The sequence below is a fragment of the Dysgonomonas sp. 521 genome (assembly GCF_010501055.1).
Taxonomy (GTDB): Bacteria; Bacteroidota; Bacteroidia; order Bacteroidales; family Dysgonomonadaceae; genus Dysgonomonas.
In genome coordinates this window covers 31440-48567 of sequence record NZ_QVMO01000024.1, presented here as the reverse complement: position 1 = coordinate 48567, position 17128 = coordinate 31440, and the positions used below count along the sequence as shown (strand labels likewise).

The 17128-nt window shown below is 43.8% G+C and carries 18 protein-coding genes; 10 read left to right on the top strand and 8 right to left on the bottom strand.

From position 1 onward, the window contains the following. Positions 1-307 precede the first annotated feature (307 nt). From D0T84_RS09090 to D0T84_RS09050, 9 genes are all read left to right on the top strand, one after another. Positions 308-553: a hypothetical protein gene (locus tag D0T84_RS09090; RefSeq protein ID WP_163307565.1), complete on the top strand. Its 246-nt coding sequence runs from the start codon at positions 308-310 to the stop codon at positions 551-553. Positions 554-583: 30 nt separating this feature from the next. Beyond that, entirely contained in the window at positions 584-2278 is a 1695-nt protein-coding gene (locus tag D0T84_RS09085) for a glutamine--tRNA ligase/YqeY domain fusion protein (protein ID WP_163307564.1), read from the top strand. Positions 2279-2453: 175 nt separating this feature from the next. After that, positions 2454-2936: a TolC family protein gene (locus D0T84_RS09080; protein ID WP_163307563.1), complete on the top strand. Its 483-nt coding sequence runs from the start codon at positions 2454-2456 to the stop codon at positions 2934-2936. Positions 2937-3026: 90 nt separating this feature from the next. Then, positions 3027-5426, top strand: a complete 2400-nt coding sequence (locus D0T84_RS09075) for a TonB-dependent receptor (RefSeq protein WP_163307562.1) — start codon at positions 3027-3029, stop codon at positions 5424-5426. A gap of 143 nt (positions 5427-5569) precedes the next feature. Further along, positions 5570-6982 carry a S8 family serine peptidase gene (locus D0T84_RS09070; RefSeq protein ID WP_163307561.1) on the top strand — a complete coding sequence of 471 codons (1413 nt, stop codon included), beginning with the start codon at positions 5570-5572 and terminating at the stop codon, positions 6980-6982. Next, positions 6979-8346, top strand: a complete 1368-nt coding sequence (gene xseA, locus D0T84_RS09065; RefSeq protein WP_163307560.1) for an exodeoxyribonuclease VII large subunit — start codon at positions 6979-6981, stop codon at positions 8344-8346. Before D0T84_RS09070 ends, xseA begins: the two co-directional genes overlap by 4 nt. A 652-nt stretch (positions 8347-8998) precedes the next feature. Beyond that, positions 8999-9817, top strand: coding sequence for an alpha/beta hydrolase family protein (locus tag D0T84_RS09060; protein WP_163307567.1), 819 nt, complete (start codon positions 8999-9001; stop codon positions 9815-9817). A gap of 33 nt (positions 9818-9850) precedes the next feature. Next, positions 9851-10507, top strand: coding sequence for a response regulator transcription factor (locus D0T84_RS09055; protein ID WP_163307559.1), 657 nt, complete (start codon positions 9851-9853; stop codon positions 10505-10507). A gap of 104 nt (positions 10508-10611) precedes the next feature. Then, the gene (locus D0T84_RS09050; RefSeq protein ID WP_163307558.1) at positions 10612-11091 is read left to right on the top strand and encodes a low molecular weight protein-tyrosine-phosphatase; all 480 of its coding nucleotides are present in this window, start codon (positions 10612-10614) and stop codon (positions 11089-11091) included. Positions 11092-11093: 2 nt separating this feature from the next. On the opposite strand, the gene D0T84_RS09045 is transcribed toward D0T84_RS09050, so the two are convergent. From D0T84_RS09045 to D0T84_RS09015, 7 genes are all read right to left on the bottom strand, one after another. Next, complete coding sequence (locus tag D0T84_RS09045; protein WP_163307557.1) at positions 11094-12044, bottom strand: NAD(P)-dependent oxidoreductase; 951 nt, start codon at positions 12042-12044, stop codon at positions 11094-11096. Between the two features lie 12 nt (positions 12045-12056). Then, a complete protein-coding gene (locus D0T84_RS09040) occupies positions 12057-12479 on the bottom strand; it encodes an HAD family hydrolase (RefSeq protein WP_163307556.1) in 423 nt (140 codons plus the stop codon). Positions 12480-12587: 108 nt separating this feature from the next. Next, positions 12588-12785 (bottom strand): twin-arginine translocase TatA/TatE family subunit, encoded by a 198-nt coding sequence (tatA, locus tag D0T84_RS09035; protein WP_163307555.1) that lies wholly within the window; start codon positions 12783-12785, stop codon positions 12588-12590. Between the two features lie 204 nt (positions 12786-12989). Continuing rightward, positions 12990-13661 carry a 2-C-methyl-D-erythritol 4-phosphate cytidylyltransferase gene (locus D0T84_RS09030; protein ID WP_163307554.1) on the bottom strand — a complete coding sequence of 224 codons (672 nt, stop codon included), beginning with the start codon at positions 13659-13661 and terminating at the stop codon, positions 12990-12992. Between the two features lie 8 nt (positions 13662-13669). Then, positions 13670-13867: an exodeoxyribonuclease VII small subunit gene (gene xseB / locus D0T84_RS09025; RefSeq protein WP_029903348.1), complete on the bottom strand. Its 198-nt coding sequence runs from the start codon at positions 13865-13867 to the stop codon at positions 13670-13672. Between the two features lie 75 nt (positions 13868-13942). Then, positions 13943-15001 (bottom strand): WG repeat-containing protein, encoded by a 1059-nt coding sequence (locus D0T84_RS09020; RefSeq protein WP_255495279.1) that lies wholly within the window; start codon positions 14999-15001, stop codon positions 13943-13945. Positions 15002-15203: 202 nt separating this feature from the next. Further along, on the bottom strand, positions 15204-15851 hold the full coding sequence (locus D0T84_RS09015) for an HAD family phosphatase (RefSeq protein WP_163307553.1): 648 nt from the start codon (positions 15849-15851) through the stop codon (positions 15204-15206). Between the two features lie 48 nt (positions 15852-15899). Between D0T84_RS09015 and D0T84_RS09010 the strand changes: the two genes are divergently transcribed. Beyond that, entirely contained in the window at positions 15900-16052 is a 153-nt protein-coding gene (locus D0T84_RS09010) for a hypothetical protein (RefSeq protein ID WP_163307552.1), read from the top strand. 7 nt (positions 16053-16059) lie between these two features. On the opposite strand, the gene D0T84_RS09005 is transcribed toward D0T84_RS09010, so the two are convergent. Further along, positions 16060-17100 carry a lysylphosphatidylglycerol synthase transmembrane domain-containing protein gene (locus tag D0T84_RS09005; RefSeq protein WP_163307551.1) on the bottom strand — a complete coding sequence of 347 codons (1041 nt, stop codon included), beginning with the start codon at positions 17098-17100 and terminating at the stop codon, positions 16060-16062. Positions 17101-17128 lie beyond the last annotated feature (28 nt).

The following is a 17128-nucleotide window of genomic DNA, read 5'->3' as shown; positions in this document are numbered from 1 at the left end:
GTTGCTTTCATCAGGCTCAATCTGTACGTAAAGATAGATTTGCAGTACTGGCTCGACAATCCATTCCTTGAACCTCCTGAACCAGCTCCCGAATATCGGCAGGGGGTCCTTTTTCCAGAATATAGCTGAACCATCGCCTGAACATATTTGCAAGCCGGCATTTGGAAATGCTATTTTTATTTAGGACAGTATTGCCAATAAATATAACAAATTCTTTCGTTTTCATAGCAACCTTACAGAATGAATCACCCATTTTACCACTCATAACCCAAAAAAGCATATCTTTGTACCTTCAATTTTACATGATATGAAACAGCTTGCGTTAATTTTTATCTTATTTTTGTTTTTTGCTTGTTCTTCACTGGATAACGATGCCAAAAAGGCCGCTGAATTGAATAAGCAATCGATAGAATATGCTAAGGATGCTGACCTGCAGAAAGCGGAGGAACTATATAAAGAATCGCAAGAAATAGTGAACAGCTATATAGGCACCGATGAATATGAGGAGTTCCGCAAGTTATACCATCAATACATGGAAGAAGCCGAAAAATAATAATAAGAAACTAATATATTCCTATACCATATGTCTGAAAATACTGTAAATACGGAAGAACTTAAAAGAAGTCTCAATTTTATAGAAGTCATAGTAGAAAACGACCTGAAAGAAGGCAAGAACGACAGCCGCGTGCAAACCCGTTTTCCGCCTGAACCAAACGGATATCTGCATATAGGACATGCAAAGGCTATCTGTATAGACTTTGGTATAGCCCAACAATATGGCGGGGTATGTAATCTCCGCTTCGATGATACCAATCCGGTAAAGGAAGAAGTGGAATATGTAGACTCCATTATGGACGATATAAAATGGTTGGGCTATGACTGGGCCAATGTATATTACGCCTCCGACTATTTTCCTCAACTTTGGGACTTTGCCATACAACTGATAAAAGAAGGCAAAGCCTATATAGATGAGCAGTCGGCCGAAGATATTGCAAAACAAAAGGGAACACCTACCGAGCCGGGAGTTGCCAGCCCTTACCGTGACCGCCCTGTAGAGGAAAGCCTCGACCTATTCCATAAGATGAACGAAGGCGTTATTGAAGAAGGAACTATGGTACTTCGTGCCAAAATAGATATGGCGGCAGCCAATATGCACTTCCGCGACCCGATTATTTATCGTGTTATCAAACGTCCGCATCACCGTACAGGCAACAAGTGGAACGTTTATCCGATGTACGACTTTGCGCACGGGCAATGCGACTACTTCGAAGGAGTAACCCATTCGCTCTGCACCTTGGAGTTTGTGCCTCACCGCCCGCTTTACGACTGGTTTATCGACCAGTTGGCGACAAGCGACTACCGCCCGCGTCAGTATGAGTTCAACAAACTGCAATTCACTTATACGCTGCTGAGTAAGCGCAACCTGCGCGCTATGGTAGAAGAGGGAATACTTAAAGGTTGGGACGACCCGCGGATGCCTACTATTACAGGGTTCCGCCGCAGGGGATATACTCCTGAATCTATCCGCATACTGATGGACAAGATCGGTTATACCAAATATGACGGGGTAAACGATATAGGACTTCTTGAGTATGCTATACGCGAAGACCTGAATAAGAAGGCAAACCGTGTATCGGCAGTTCTTAATCCGGTAAAGCTGGTTATAACGAATTACCCTGAGGGTAAGACCGAAATTATGCCGGCACAGAACAACCCCGAAGACGAGAATGCGGGAAGCCATGAGATACTATTCTCACGCGAGTTATATATTGAGCGTGACGACTTTATGGAAGATGCCCCTAAGAAATATTTCCGCCTGACTCCGGGCAACGAAGTACGCCTGAAAAACGCGTATATCGTGAAATGTACAGGCTGCAAAAAAGATGAAGCAGGTAACGTTACCGAAGTATATGCCGAATATGACGAGATGACAAAAAGCGGTATGCCTGACAGCGGACGCAAAGTAAAAGGAACGATCCACTGGGTATCTGTAGACGGATGCTTCGATGCCGAAGTACGCTTGTACGACCGCCTCTTCATGGTAGAAAACCCCGCTGATGATGAACGTGACTTCAGGGAACTGTTGAATCCGGACTCATTAAAGGTACTTAAAGGCTGCAAAATGGAGTCTTACCTGAAGGGTGCGAAAGAAGGAGACAAATTCCAGTTCCAGCGCACAGGATATTTCTGTGTGGACAAGGATTCTACACCAGACAATATGGTGTTTAACCGTACTGTATCACTGAAAGATTCGTGGGCAAAGGCAAAAGATAAATGATTTAAATTTAATCTTCTACTATAATACTTTATTACGATGCGCTGGATGACTTGCGCATAACTTACTGTTGGATAGCCAAGGATTTGGAGAATGCAGAACTGAATGCCTATGGATTCCATTTATATGAATTACCCGCGAAATCGACCTGAACCGGATGAAGGTGAATATCAGCAATATGAAAGTCGATATTCAGAAAACCGCCGCCACCCTAAGCCAACAGATGAACTACCTGAAAGTATTGATGGGTATGCCATTGGAATATCAGTTTCTTGCAAAAGGCAATATGGAGTTATCCCCATTAGAAAGCTTTTTATCCGCTGTTCAGGAGAACTATATACAAAATAAAACCGAACTGCTTATACTGAATAATGAGAAAAAAGCCGGGGAGTTAGAAATCCGGCAACTCCGGCAGGCTTATCTTCCGACTTTATCCTTGTTTGCTTCTTCCGGTTATAATTTCGAAAATGAGCAATTCACGATTAGTAAGAGTACATTCTGGTCTAACGCTACATATTTCGGGGCAAAACTATCTATCCCGATTTTTGACGGAGGAGCAAAACATCACAAAATACGTCAGGCACAATTCCGGTTGCGACAAGTATCGATACAAAATAAATACTCCCTATATCTAGGTATCAAGTTAGCGCAAAATACCTAGATATAGCGATTGTTAAAAAAACGCAATCCTCCTACTTTTGTGCCTCAATTATACCCTATATATAACAACTGATCTATCCTTACACTAATTATGAATACAACAAAAAGTATTTCAAAAGTTCTTCTAATCCTATCTGTCTTCCTGTTTTTCAACCTTGCACACATACATGCCGATCTGGTGCGAACCGATGCTAATATATTCGGCCATGTAATCAATGCTAAAACAGGCGAGCATATCTCTTTCATTAATATCGTATTGAAAAATACGACTATCGGTGTAGCTACAGATGCTACCGGACACTATGCCTTGAAAAATTTACCGGAAGGGAAATTTACAGTAGTAGCACAGGGCATAGGATATAAACCGCAAGAAAAAGAAGTAGAGCTAAAACGGGGAAAATCAATAGAAGTTAACTTTGAAATTGAAGAAGACGCCCTCAACCTGAATGAGGTAGTCGTAACTGCGGGACGAACATCCCAGAAACGAACCGAAGCACCTGTAATAGTAAATACCATCAGCACCAAGATGCTGGAAACGACCCAGTCGGTGGTATTGGGCGAAGGCCTGAACTATTGTACCGGATTACGTTACGAAAACGACTGCCAGAACTGTGGTTTCTCACAGGTAAGAATGAACGGTATGGAAGGCCCGTACTCGCAGATATTAATAAACAGCCGCCCCATATTCAGCGGACTGGCCGGAGTATATGGCCTGGAATTGATTCCTGCGAATATGCTGGAGCGCATAGAAGTAGTCAGAGGTGGTGGTTCGGTTCTGTATGGTTCGAACGCCATTGCCGGAACTATCAACCTGATACTGAAAGACCCTAAGTCGAATAGTTTTGAGGCAGGATTCAACACATCGTTAATCGGGACAGGTGTCAGTGGTTCTAACGGGCCGGCTGCCGATTATAACGCGACATTCAATGCGACACTGGTTACTGACGACCACAAAACGGGAATTTCCGTTTTCGGAAATATGCGTGACCGCAAAATGTTTGACGCAAATGGCGATAGTTTTTCTGAAATAGCACCAATGAAAAACACCGTGATAGGAACACGTATTTTTCACCGTCCTGCTTACAGGAGCAAATTAAGCCTCGACTTTTTCAATATACGGGAACAGCGAAAAGGAGGAAATAAACAAAGTTATCCCGACCATGAAAGAGATATATCCGAATCGGTAAAGCACGACATGCTGGCAGGAGCACTTACTTATGAGCAATATCTACGCGAAAGCGATCTACTTACTGTATTCGCTTCGGGACAATACCTCGACAGGGATTCTTATTACGGGGCAAACCAGTCGTTAAGCGATTATGGCAACACCAAAGACAAGACTTACAACTTTGGCGCCCAGTATAAAGTATCAATCAATGATTTTTCAACTTTGATAGCAGGTGTAGAACACACCGGTTCGCACCTGATAGATAAAAAACTGGGATATCCTGAATATGAAGTGGACGAAACCGGAACAGAAGTAATTGTAACACACGTCCCTAACCGTATCGTTTCCGACCAGTCCCTGTCTACAACAGGAGCTTTTGCCCAATACGAAATAAAAGTAGGGAAAGCGAAATTCCTAGCGGGCGCACGTGTCGAGCATTACACGATAGACGACAAGCAGGCCGATAGCGATAAATCGGGGACTGTACTGGTGCCCCGCGCAAGTATCATGTACGACATACTTCCGTATCTGCAAACCCGTCTCGGCTTCTCAAGAGGCTACCGCGCACCTCAGATTTTCGATGAAGACCTCCATATCGAAACTTCCGGTTCTCGTCAGGTAATAAACAAGAATGACCCTGACCTGAAACAGGAGAACAGTTCAAGCTTCACATTGTCTTTCGACCTCAACAAAAAACTTGGAGGAGTGAATACAAGTATCCTGGTTGAAGGGTTTTATAACAAATTGCATAATCCTTTCAGAAATGAAATTGGAGAACCCGATGAAAACGGAACTGTTATCTATACACGCATCAACTCAAAGGATGGCGCCGTTGTACAGGGAGTAAACCTTGAATTCAAATTAATGCCGTCCGACAAGCTGAATCTGAGTGCAGGTTTCACATTCCAATCCAGTAAATATAAGGTAGGGGATGAAACCTTTGGCGAAAAAAAATTCTTCAGAACGCCCGACACTTATGGCTTCTTAGCGCTGGACTGGGAATTTGCCCGCAACTTCGGACTATCGGCTACTGGTAATTATACAGGAAAAATGCTCGTACCTTATTTCGGGCCCGAACTGGAAAATCCGGAAACCGGGGAATTACGCAAATCAAAAACTTTTTTCGATGCCGGATTGAAGTTCCATTACGACATGAGACTGGCCGGTAATGTCACTATTGAATGGTTTGCCGGAATGAAAAACATATTCAATTCTTATCAGAAAGATTACGACAGAGGCGTTGATCGCGACCCGTCATATATCTACGGGCCAAGCCTGCCACGTACGGTATTTCTAGGATTCAGGATAGGAAATCTGCTGTAAAAGATTACAAAAACAAGAATAATAGGAGGAGATGTTCGGAAAAAAACCGGACATCTCCTCCTATTATTTAACAAATATCAAGAACTCTTATTACCAACTAAAAACTATTATCTCTATTTTTGTACAAAACATATAATAAGGTCATGAAAAAGATTACATTATTCGCCTGCTTATTTATAGCTACATCAATAACTGCCTTTTCACAAGAGTACAATTATAAATTCCGTCTTACATTGAAGGACAAGGGCAAAACCGCATATTCAATAGATAAGCCCGAAGAGTTCTTATCTGCCAAGGCGTTGGAAAGGCGGCAGAAGCAAAACCTGGAAATAGATGAAACCGACCTTCCTATCTCCCCCGAATATATAAAAGCGATAGAAGAGGTTGGCGGCAAGGTAGTTGCCCGCAGCAAATGGCAGGGCACTGTAGCCGTTCATTGCAGCGACAGCGCAATGGTGGATAAATATAAGGAATTACCGTTCGTGTCGGATGCCCTGTTCGTATGGCGAGGCAAACCAAAAGGCGCGACAAAAACAGACAGCATTATCAGATATCCTGCGGTAGAAACTGTCGTTTTCGGCGACTATTACGCACGGGGGAATGCCAATATAAAAACCAACAACGGACAATACCTGCACGAAGCAGGATATAAAGGCAAGGGTATGACAATTGCCGTTATAGACGCGGGGTTCAGCCACCTGCCGCAAATAGACATGCTCGACAATCTGGATATAAAAGGATACAAGGGCTTTGTGTACGAAAACGAAGACCTGTTTAACAATGCCAATCAGCACGGGCTGAACGTATTGTCCTGCATTGGCACAAACAAGCCTATGCAATTTGTAGGAACAGCGCCCGAAGCCAGCTTCTGGTTGTTCGGTACCGAAGATTCGCGTTCCGAGTTTCCTATCGAGGAAGACTATTGGGCTACCGCAATTGAGTACGCAGACAGTGTAGGCGTAGATGTCGTAAACACATCGCTGGGCTATAACAATTATGACTACCCCGCCAAAAGCTATACACACAAAGACCTTACAGGCAAGGCAGCCCTTATATCCCGTGCAGCCGATGCGGCGGCAAAGAAAGGCATGCTGCTTGTTATCAGCGCGGGCAACTCCGGCGACTCTGAATGGGAAAAGATCACCCCCCCGTCGGATGCCGTTAATATACTTACAGTAGGCGCCATCCAGCGCGATTCCATTATAGCTGATTTTAGTTCCCGCGGACTGACCGAAGACCTGCGTATCAAACCCGACGTCATGACATTGGGGCAGATGGCTACCGTGGTCAAAGATAACGGGTTTGTGTCCTATAGTAGCGGTACGTCATTCTCCTCCCCTATTATGTGCGGAATGGTCACATGCCTGTGGCAGGCCTTCCCTACATTGACGAATAAAGAGATACAGGATGTTGTGCGTCAGTCTTCGGATATTTATGACAACCCTAACCGCGACTACGGATACGGTATCCCCGATATGAAAAAGGCGATGGAAATAGCGCAACTGCTGGCAGATAAAAAAGCCGCGTTAAAACCTGAAAAGAAAGGGAAGAAATGAGCAATCCCGCCATATCTCTTTATGAACTGAACAATCTGATAAAGAATGTGCTTGACGACAGCCTTCCCGAGATGTTCTGGATTCGCGCCGAAACAAGTGACGTGCGTGTCAACCAGAACGGGCATTGCTATCTGGAGTTTATAGAGAAAGATATAAACGGGCGCAACCTGCTAGCCAAAGCGAGGGGGATGATTTGGGCAAATACATTCTTTATGCTCAAAGCCTATTTCGAAAACGCTACCAAGCAGCCTTTTACCTCCGGCATTAAAGTGCTGGTACAGGTAAGTGTGCAATTCCATGAACTATACGGATTTAGCCTTACCATACACGACATAGACCCAAGCTATACATTAGGCGACCAGGCATTAAACAGAGCCGCCATACTGAAACAGCTTGAAGAAGAAGGCGTTCTCAACCTGAATAAGGAACTGGAACTGCCTGTCCCTACAAACCGGATCGCCATCATATCTTCGCCCACTGCGGCGGGCTATGAGGATTTTCTCGACCAGCTCGCAGGGAATGTTTACGGCTTTATCTTCTACACGAAGCTATTCGCGGCGGTGATGCAGGGCGACAGGTCTGAAGATTCCATTATTTCGGCGCTTGAACGCATTTACGAATATCAGGATTGTTTCGATGCCGTTGTCATCATACGTGGCGGGGGGGCGACCTCAGACCTCAGCAGTTTCGATTCATACCTTCTGGCTGCCAGTTGCGCTCAATTCCCTTTGCCAATAATAACCGGCATCGGGCACGAACGTGACGACACGGTTCTCGATATAGTAGCACACACCCGCGCAAAGACTCCGACAGCCGTGGCTGAATTCCTGATTGGCAATATGGCAGAAACTGCGCTCGAACTGGATGAAATAGCGCAGAACATTGTTATGCTGACAACGCAACGGCTACAGGACGAAGCCGTACAACTAAGCGTTTTCGAAACAAAAAACTCTTTTGTACTCAAAGCGTGGTATAAAGAACAGGTAGCGACCCTGTCCTCAACAAAAGATTTCTTATCCAGAAGTTTACAAAGGGTAAAAAAAGAAAAGCAAAACAGGCTTACAGTATATGAAGATGCACTGATAAAGAAATCTCAACAATCTGTTAAAGAGAACCTTTCAAAATTTGAACTGATTGAAAGCACTCTGAAACGTGTGACACAGCAGCAATTCAAAGATAAAAACATACAACTGAACACATACGAAAAGCATCTGGAACTCGCATCTCCTGAAAATATCCTGAAAAAGGGATACACCCTGACAATGCAGAACGGGAAAGTGATTAAGCAAAGTTCGTCTGTAAACAGGGGGGATGAAATAACAACTGTATTTTCGGATGGCAGAGTAGATTCTGTAGTTAAGTAAGTAATGAAATATATTTATTGCAGGAGGCTTTTGACACACCCTCGTATTGAAGGGTTCGCCTATTGCAGGCGTATACAATACGCCCCTACGTAATACACAAAATGATGCATTAATTTTGTTTAAGGAAAGAGAAGTAAAATTATCTTATAATGCAAATCAAGGGTTGCCCTGGGTTGAAGTATACTATTATAAATCAATCTTCTGTTTTGCAGTCAGGGTTCTAAGTCCACGAAGTGGGCTAATCATGGATAACTACGGGTAAAACCCGTGGAAAAATCGGATAGGGAGAGGCCGTCTCCGTAGGAGGCGAATGGCATTTATTTTTGCTATTTGCCTCCTACAGAGACATATTTTCCAGCCAGTCCCTGCCACGGGTTTTGCCCGTGGTTATCCACCTTCAGTCCCTTCGGGACAATAAGTTACTGTGCTTTTTAACCCTTGATTCGCATTTATAATAGAGACGTTTTGAGTTATAAGTAATGAGTTCTGAGAATTACGGCTTCGCGTCTTTACGAGAGATAAAAGTAACTGGAAAAAGTAATAAAAAACTGTCACTTTTGGCTCCGCTTCGCTCTGCCGATTTTCAATTGTCACTTTTTCATACGCTTCGCTGCTGTGACCGTTGGTTGTTACTTAGTTAAAATAAAAAATGATGAAAAAACTTAGCATTTTATTTCTGTTAGCAGTATTTGTATTCACTTCTGCACAAGCCCAGACAGTAGATACAATCGAAGTGTTCAGCCCTAAGATGGACCGGAGTATAAAGAATGTAGTGATCCTGCCCGCCGGATACGACAAAGATAATGAGGTAAAGTACCCTGTGCTGTACCTTTTGCATGGGTATAGCGGGCGTTACAACTCGTGGATTGACCTGAAAAAAACACTACCACAGGAAGCAACCCGCCTGAATATGATTGTTGTTTGTCCTGACGGACAGAACAGTTGGTACTGGGACAGCCCTGTCGATCCTAAGTTCCAATTTGAAACTTATGTAAGTAAAGAACTGGTAGAGTATATCGACCGGAATTATAATACTGTAACCTCTCCCAAAGGACGTGCTGTAACAGGGCTTAGCATGGGAGGTCACGGAGGCTTATGGCTGGGTATAAACCATCCTGATGTGTTTGGCGCGTGTGGCTCGATGAGCGGGGGTGTGGATATTCGCCCTTTTCCTAACAGCTGGGAGATGAAGAGCCGTCTTGGTACATATAAGGCGAATCCCGAAAGATGGAACGGGCATACAGTTATTACACAGTTGGATAAGATAGAACCGGGGGCATTGGCGATTATCTTCGATTGCGGAACGGATGACTTTTTCTTTCAGGTAAACGAACAACTACATAAGGAGATGATGTACAGGAATATACAGCATGATTATATCGTTCGTCCGGGAGGTCATACAGGAGAGTACTGGAGCAACTCTATAGATTACCAAATGTTATTCTTTTCTAAGTTTTTCAATCAGAAATAGCTATCTTTGCAGTCTTTGGTATCAAATAGTTAAATGGAACAGAAAGATATTATAATAGCAGATAAACAGGATATAACCCGTGTGGGAATAGAGGCACTTGTGAACGAAACAAAGAAAGTGGCTTCCATTCGCTATGCTGAGAGCAAAGCCGAACTGATAAAGCTGCTGAGCCTCCACCTCGATGCTGTTGTAATATTGGACTATACCCTGTCGGACTTTGCAGGAGTGGATGAACTGCTGAATGTAGGCTATCGCTTTTCGCAGGTAAGGTGGTTGTTGTTTTCGGATGAACTGAGTTATGATTTTCTGCGCAGGCTGACGTCTACCAGCGAATCGTTCAGTATTGTACTTAAATCCTGTGACCTGGATGAGATAAATATGGGGCTGGCTCACGCGCTGAGGGGCGAACGCTTTCTCTGTGGCAGGGTAACAAACCAGCTTCTACAGGCTCAGAAATCGTCAACAGACACACTAGAGCATATTCTGACAAGTACGGAAAAGGAAATACTGAAAGAGATAGCCATCGGTAAGACTACAAAAGAAATAGCAGCCAACCGTAACCTTAGTTTCCATACAGTGATTACCCACCGTAAGAATATATTCCGCAAACTGGAGGTAAACAATGTGCATGAGGCGACAAAATACGCCATACGGGCGGGACTGGTGGATATGGCTGAGTACTATATTTGATTCAGTTAGCAGTCAGCAGTCAACAGTTAGCAGTTTTTATTCAGGCCTTTGCCTACTCCTCCCTTTTGGGGAGGCTGGGAGGGGTGCTGTAACTTATATAACATATGAAAGAATATAAAGTACTCTTTGTCTGCCTTGGTAATATCTGCCGCTCTCCGGCTGCAGAAGGCATTTTTAGGGCTATGGTAAAGGCTGAACGACTCGACGATAAGATCACAATAGACTCGGCCGGGACAGCAGGATATCATACGGGAGACCTGCCTGATTCGCGCATGAGAAGGCATGCTTCACGCAGAGGCTATACATTGGATTCTATGGCGCGCCGGTTTACAAGCAATGACTTCGATAAGTTCGATATTATTGTGGTAATGGACGATAACAACTATCGGGATGTAATGCGCTTGGCTCCCGACCTTGAAGCAGAGAAGAAAGTGCATCGCATGGTGGAGTTCTCACAGCACTTTGTGCATGACCATATCCCTGACCCATACTATTCGGGAGCAGAAGGATTCGAGCTGGTACTCGACTTGCTGGAAGATGCCTGCGAGGGGCTGTTGAGAAAGATGAAGGACAGTGAACTATGACTTTAGTTTACCCTATCTATTTGTCCTCCCTCGTAGAAGTTGATTATATTCCTGGCTACCTCCAGTGTCATATCCAGCCGTGCCGCATAGGTGCCTGTTCCTGCATGAGGCGTTAGGATGGCGCTATCCAGTTCGAGCAATTCGGGCAGTATTTTAGGCTCTTTCTCGAATACATCCAGTCCGGCTGCATATATCTCTCCTGTTTTCAGGGCTGCGGCCAACGCTTTATCATCTACCAGTTGTCCGCGCGCGGTATTAATCAGTATAGCCGTACTTTTCATCTGTTTGAACTCCTGTTCTCCCATCAGGTGGTAGGTTTCGGCAGTCGCAGGGGCATTCAGGGAAACGATATCCGATTCTTCGAGCAACGTATCAAAGTCTACATAGCGGGCATTGTACTTATCCTCAATATCTTTAGGTAATTGGTGCCTGTTATGGTAAATGATTTTCATACCCGAAGCCACAGCCCTGCGGGCGACAGCCTGTCCGATGCGTCCCATGCCGTATATTCCAAGCGTTTGCCCGTAGAGAGGCATTCCCAGATCGCCGTATATTCCCCAGTCGAGCCTGACACCGCTATGCAGCTTATGGTTGTAATAAGCTATCTTGCGTGCTGTAGCCATCATCAGGGCGAAGCATAACTCTGCGGTAGGTTCGAGTACCGATTGGGGTGTATTGGTAACCGCAATCCCTTTTGATGCGGCATACTCCGTATCGATATTGTTGTAGCCCACTCCGAAGTTCGCTATCAGCCGGAGCTTCTTGGCCGCGTCTATTATCTCGGCATTTGTCTGGAAAGAGAAGTTGGGAACGAATACGTCTATGTCTGCAATGCGTTCTATTACCTCCTCTTTGGTAAACATCTTGTTTTGCGGATAGATTATATCAAACTTCCCTTCAAGGCTGGCGAATCCTTCCCGCTTGAAGTTGTGTCCCATCAGTATCTTTTTCATAATGAGTTGGTTTTATAGTACTCCTTTTTCAACGAGATACTCTCTTATCCTTGTCCAGTCGGCGTATGGCCTGTCGCAAATGTTTTCATCATAAATAAGGGGGCATCCCAGATTGGCATCGTCAATATATAAGTGTCCGTATGCCTTTGGGGAAGAAGTCCAAAACCGCTGTGTCGGGTTCTTCTGGATGCCATATAGAGGTATCCCGTTATCTTCAAACCATTTCACTGCTTCCGTTAGTACATTCTCCTCTACGATGACTTCTTCGCCGTTTATCTTCTTTTTCTTCTTGCGGTCGCTACGCATTGTGAAGAGGATCAGCCGGTGACCATTTTCCGTCAGTTCTTTCAGAACGGGTATGGCGCCTATCTCTTTGCCTATAGCAGGGAATTCATGTGTTACACACGTCCCGTCAAAATCTATACATATATCCATATTATCTGAAACAGAGAATGAGGTGGTTTTGTTTACAGAAGGGAAAACCCGGGTCCTTTATTACCCGGGTTCTCAGTATTTTTACTTAATCTTTCAGATTAAAGGATATTACTGTTTGTTATCGGTGGAAGTACCATTTATATCATCTTCCAGGCCGTTTACCCCGTCTTTGAAGTTTTTAACTCCTTTACCCAGACCTTTCATGAGTTCAGGGATCTTTTTGCCGCCAAAGAGCAATAAAACAACGATAGCTATGATGATGATTTCTCCGGTACCCAGGTTACCTAAAAATAGAAGTGTGTTCATCGGATTTACAAGTTTATTATATTAGACATTCTTCGTGCTAAATTAGTCAGAATAAAATTATTTCTGATATTTTTTTACATCTTTTATATAAAGGTTTGGGGTTACACTTCATGCCTTTACTATGCTATGCAGTCCCTACTATAGACCAAATCTTTTCGGCAATCTTTCTTTGTATCCCATATCCTGCCCTGTCCGGCATCGTTATTATAGTTTTCCGGCAAGAATAAGCTCTCCTATTTTCAGATCGAGCGGAGTAGTAATTTTTATATTTGTCACTTCTCCTTTTACCAGATGTACATCAATGCCCATTGCTTCCACAACGGATGCGTCATCTGTAAATGTATCTTTGAATCCCGTTTCGTAGGCTTTTTTCAGAATATCCGTATGAAAGACCTGCGGGGTCTGCACCAGCCTTATTTTGGAGCGGTCGATAATCCTGCTTTTTTCGTCATCAATCATTTCCCGCAAACTGTCGGTGGAGTCTATGACGGGTATAGCTGCCGGATAAGCCTGCACTGCGTCAAAGCAGCGTTTTATCATCTCTGCCGAACCGAAAGGACGCACGCCGTCCTGCACGCCCACGATGCCGTCTTCGATAAGTGACAATCCGTTTTTTACGGAATGGAAGCGGGTTTCGCCGCCATCGGCAATGGTGTGCGGGATAGTGAAACCATACTCTTTGCACAAACCTTTCCAATAATCCTGATGCGAAACAGGCAGTACCAAGATAATACGGATACCTTTATCGAACCTGTAAAAAGCTTCGATGGTATGCATCAGCACCGGTTTCCCCCCAATCGGTATAAACTGCTTGGGCAGGTCGCTACCCATGCGCAGGCCTTTGCCCCCGGCCACTATGATAATGTTGTTTTTCATGCTCGGGTTCATTCTATTTTATCCAGAATTTTCTGTATTTCCACATTTGTCTTTTGCAATTTATCCTTACAGAACTTGATGAGGGTCGCTGCCTTTTTCACTTCTTCAAGAAGTATATCCACGTCTAAATCCTCGTTTTCGATGCGGTACATGATATCCTGTAGTTCCTGCATCGCTTCTCCGTATGTCTGTTCTTTCTTTGCCATATTATCTTAATTTCATTTTTGTGTTTTGTATAGGGGCGTATGCAACACATCCCCACAGCTAATGTAATATTTTCATTACAACAATGCTTTTATCAATGCATAAAGGATAAGGCCGGCTGCCAGAATAAGGATTGCCGCTTTGGCTTTCTCCAATGTCGTATAACTCCTTTTTAGAGCAATGCCCGCATCTCCGAATTTATCAATAAACCATGCATTCCGTCCTTTCTCCGAGATAAGAGCCAATCCGTCAGAGAAAGCATACGCGCTCGTATATACGAATGGGATAACGGCTTCATTCATCTTATTTATAAAACCGTATTTACCTCCGCTACTTGCCGCGGCAAGACCTTCTGAAAAACTTGATAGGTGGTCATAGGTAAATGGGATTATTTCATTCCCGTGACTATCTACAGCGCCATACTTGCCATTCAGGCGGACATATACCAACCCTTCGGAGTATTCGTAGGCAATGTCTTCGTAGATAAAAGGCACAACCTCGTTTCCGGTTTTGTCGATTACACCTCCCTTTCCATCCTTGAAAGTACAGATCAATCCATCTTTGCAAACAATACTGAGGATGCTCCCGCCATCGTAAATAAAGGGTATCACTTCTGTACCCGCCGCATCGATAAAGCCACTGCAACTATCTTTTTTTGCACATATCAGCCCTTCGCTGAACTGGTAAATATCTTCGTATATAAAGGGGATAATCTCATTCCCCTGCTTGTCTATCACACCGGCTTTCCCATCCTTTATCACTCCACAAAGACCTTCTGCGAAGCAGTTTGTAGCATCGTAAGTATATGGAATAACCAGGTTTCCTTGTTTATCGATAAACCCCCATTTCCCATCCTTGCATACCCCAGCTAATCCGTCGGAGAAAATATCGGCATCGTCGTATTCAATGGGAATGACGATATTACCGGACTTGTCGAGATAGCCACATTTTCCATCCTTTTGTACCATTACCAGCCCTTCGGAATAGCTGAAAGCCATTTCGTAGGTGCAAGGTACAATCAGTTCTCCGGATTTATTAATAAATCCAGTACCCGATTTGCGTATAATGTGAGCCATCCCTTCCTGAAAGCTGAAGGCATAAGAAAAAGGAATGGGTTTTCCGGTATTGTTCATCATCTTTTTATTTTAACTAAGTAACAACCAGCGGTCACAGGAGCGAAGCGTATGAAAAAGTGACAAAAGTGACAGTTTTTTATTACTTTTTCCATGTAACTTTTATCTCTCGTAAAGACACGAAGCCGTAATTCTCAGCACTCATTCTTCTCTATAATAAGATAAAATTATATCTTTTTCATCGCATCCCCCAAGGCTGTAATTATCAACCTATAAAAATATCTGTAATACGTTCTCCGTTTGTCAGCCGGTACGCCTGCCAGCCACAGTTCATAGCGGCATCAATGTTTACTTTTTTGTCATCTATAAACAGTATCTCATCTGGCTGCACCCCTATTTGGCGGGCAACCTCAAGATAAATATCCGCATCGGGCTTCCGCAGGTGCATTTCGTCCGAATAAAAGCACCGAATGAATAAATCGTCGATAGCACCACCAAAACGCTCACTGTACATATCCCTGAATTTTTCACGGTGCGGAAGGTTCGTATTACTCAGAAGATATATATCGAACGATTCCCTTATCCTTTTCAGTATATTTATCCGGTCTTCTTCGTAGGGCTGCAATAGTGCGTTCCACGCCCGCCAGATATCTTCTTCGGGAATATCCTTCGATGACGGGTACCGGATACGAATCTTCTCTATAAATTGTGTGGGCGATATAAGCCCCAGTTCGATATCGAGAAAAGCCGATCCATTATCCGCGATAACATCTTCCTCGCTTACTCCTTTTATGCCGAGCTTTTCAAACTCAGCTATTGTTTTATCGGCATCTACATCCATAATGACACCGCCAAAGTCAAAGATGATACACTTGATTTTCTCGGTTTCAATGCCGGGTATGTTTACTTTCATCTGTAAATAGTATTATTTAGTTATATTTTTTAAGTAAGATTTTAGTACATGACAAAAATAACACTCTACATGGAAATTATTGATAATAATAACATTGTCTTTTTCATCATTCCGTTAGGGATGAATCGCTTGGTAGAAATTAATTTGCCAAAGTTCAGCAGCATTCCCAAGAGAATGCTGAAAGACAGGCGAATATTGTAATGGGGATTCAATCATTTTCCTCTCCCTTCTTCCCGAATGATTTCTTTACCCATCCCGGCACAATCAGTGCCCCTACAAACAGATAATTGTAATAAGTAAGCAACCGCCACAAAAGGATAATCAACGGCACAACCCCTGCCAGCGGTATAAATTCGCTCAGGTATTGCTTGAATATAAATTCGCTGAAACCACTGCCACCCGGAGTAGGGCTGACAACCATGACAATCCACATAATAAACTGGCGGGCAAATATCAGCAGGTTGTCATGCACGGCAAAGAACGCCATAAAAATAGCGTTTACCACCAGATAGCGCGAACACCACGATAATATAGTCGCCGTTATCAGAGGCCACCAGAAAGACATCGTTTTTCCTCTTATTTCGCGTGAACTGACAACAAGGTCATCCCCTGCTTTTACCGCACTCTTATGCCACCGTCTTAATACCGGCAGGCGAAACAGCTTAATTATCAGCCAGCGTATAGCCTGCGGCTTAAAGAATAACCCTATGATAAGAATCGTACACAGAGCCATCTTTATAATATAGGCAACGATAAACAGCACCAGCACACTCGATCCTAAAGCCGTATGGTCAGAAAACAGCGTATCGAAAGGGATGAAAAGGAGCAGGATGGGAAAGGTAACCACAAAAAACATTTCGTCCAGCAGCAAGGTCACAAATACCATTGCCGTACTGCGCCCCACCGGGATTTTCTCCTTTGCCAGAAAGACTACTGCCATAGTGGAACCACCTACTACCGAAGGGGTTATAGCCGTCCCGAACTCGGCAAGCAAAGTCACTTTTATACATTGCTTCCACGACAATTGCTTTTCTGTGAGGTAGCGGTAGCGGATAGTGAAACCGATATCGCGACCAAGCATAAAACAAAAGGCGATAAATATCCAGAAAACGGTTTGACCCGTTATGTCTATTTGCTTGAGGTCATCCATATTGAATTCTCTGGTAAGCATAAAAATAATTACCCCTATCCCGATGAAGGTAGGCAGTAATATCTTCCATATACTAAATCCCTGAGATTCTTTTTCCATTTCTGTACCCTGAAAGTGTACAAAAATA

Excerpts from the sequence above, each read along its gene's own strand:
- tatA (WP_163307555.1), bottom strand. The coding sequence starts at position 12,785 with ATGAACACACTTCTATTTTTAGGTAACCTGGGTACCGGAGAAATCATC.
- D0T84_RS09045 (WP_163307557.1), bottom strand. The coding sequence starts at position 12,044 with ATGAAAAAGATACTGATGGGACACAACTTCAAGCGGGAAGGATTCGCC.
- D0T84_RS09060 (WP_163307567.1), top strand. The coding sequence starts at position 8,999 with ATGAAAAAACTTAGCATTTTATTTCTGTTAGCAGTATTTGTATTCACT.
- xseA (WP_163307560.1), top strand. The coding sequence starts at position 6,979 with ATGAGCAATCCCGCCATATCTCTTTATGAACTGAACAATCTGATAAAG.
- D0T84_RS09075 (WP_163307562.1), top strand. The coding sequence starts at position 3,027 with ATGAATACAACAAAAAGTATTTCAAAAGTTCTTCTAATCCTATCTGTC.
- D0T84_RS09055 (WP_163307559.1), top strand. The coding sequence starts at position 9,851 with ATGGAACAGAAAGATATTATAATAGCAGATAAACAGGATATAACCCGT.
- D0T84_RS09090 (WP_163307565.1), top strand. The coding sequence starts at position 308 with ATGAAACAGCTTGCGTTAATTTTTATCTTATTTTTGTTTTTTGCTTGT.
- xseB (WP_029903348.1), bottom strand. The coding sequence starts at position 13,867 with ATGGCAAAGAAAGAACAGACATACGGAGAAGCGATGCAGGAACTACAG.
- D0T84_RS09005 (WP_163307551.1), bottom strand. The coding sequence starts at position 17,100 with ATGGAAAAAGAATCTCAGGGATTTAGTATATGGAAGATATTACTGCCT.
- D0T84_RS09020 (WP_255495279.1), bottom strand. The coding sequence starts at position 15,001 with ATGATGAACAATACCGGAAAACCCATTCCTTTTTCTTATGCCTTCAGC.
- D0T84_RS09040 (WP_163307556.1), bottom strand. The coding sequence starts at position 12,479 with ATGGATATATGTATAGATTTTGACGGGACGTGTGTAACACATGAATTC.
- D0T84_RS09080 (WP_163307563.1), top strand. The coding sequence starts at position 2,454 with ATGAAAGTCGATATTCAGAAAACCGCCGCCACCCTAAGCCAACAGATG.
- D0T84_RS09050 (WP_163307558.1), top strand. The coding sequence starts at position 10,612 with ATGAAAGAATATAAAGTACTCTTTGTCTGCCTTGGTAATATCTGCCGC.
- D0T84_RS09085 (WP_163307564.1), top strand. The coding sequence starts at position 584 with ATGTCTGAAAATACTGTAAATACGGAAGAACTTAAAAGAAGTCTCAAT.
- D0T84_RS09015 (WP_163307553.1), bottom strand. The coding sequence starts at position 15,851 with ATGAAAGTAAACATACCCGGCATTGAAACCGAGAAAATCAAGTGTATC.
- D0T84_RS09010 (WP_163307552.1), top strand. The coding sequence starts at position 15,900 with ATGACAAAAATAACACTCTACATGGAAATTATTGATAATAATAACATT.
- D0T84_RS09030 (WP_163307554.1), bottom strand. The coding sequence starts at position 13,661 with ATGAAAAACAACATTATCATAGTGGCCGGGGGCAAAGGCCTGCGCATG.
- D0T84_RS09070 (WP_163307561.1), top strand. The coding sequence starts at position 5,570 with ATGAAAAAGATTACATTATTCGCCTGCTTATTTATAGCTACATCAATA.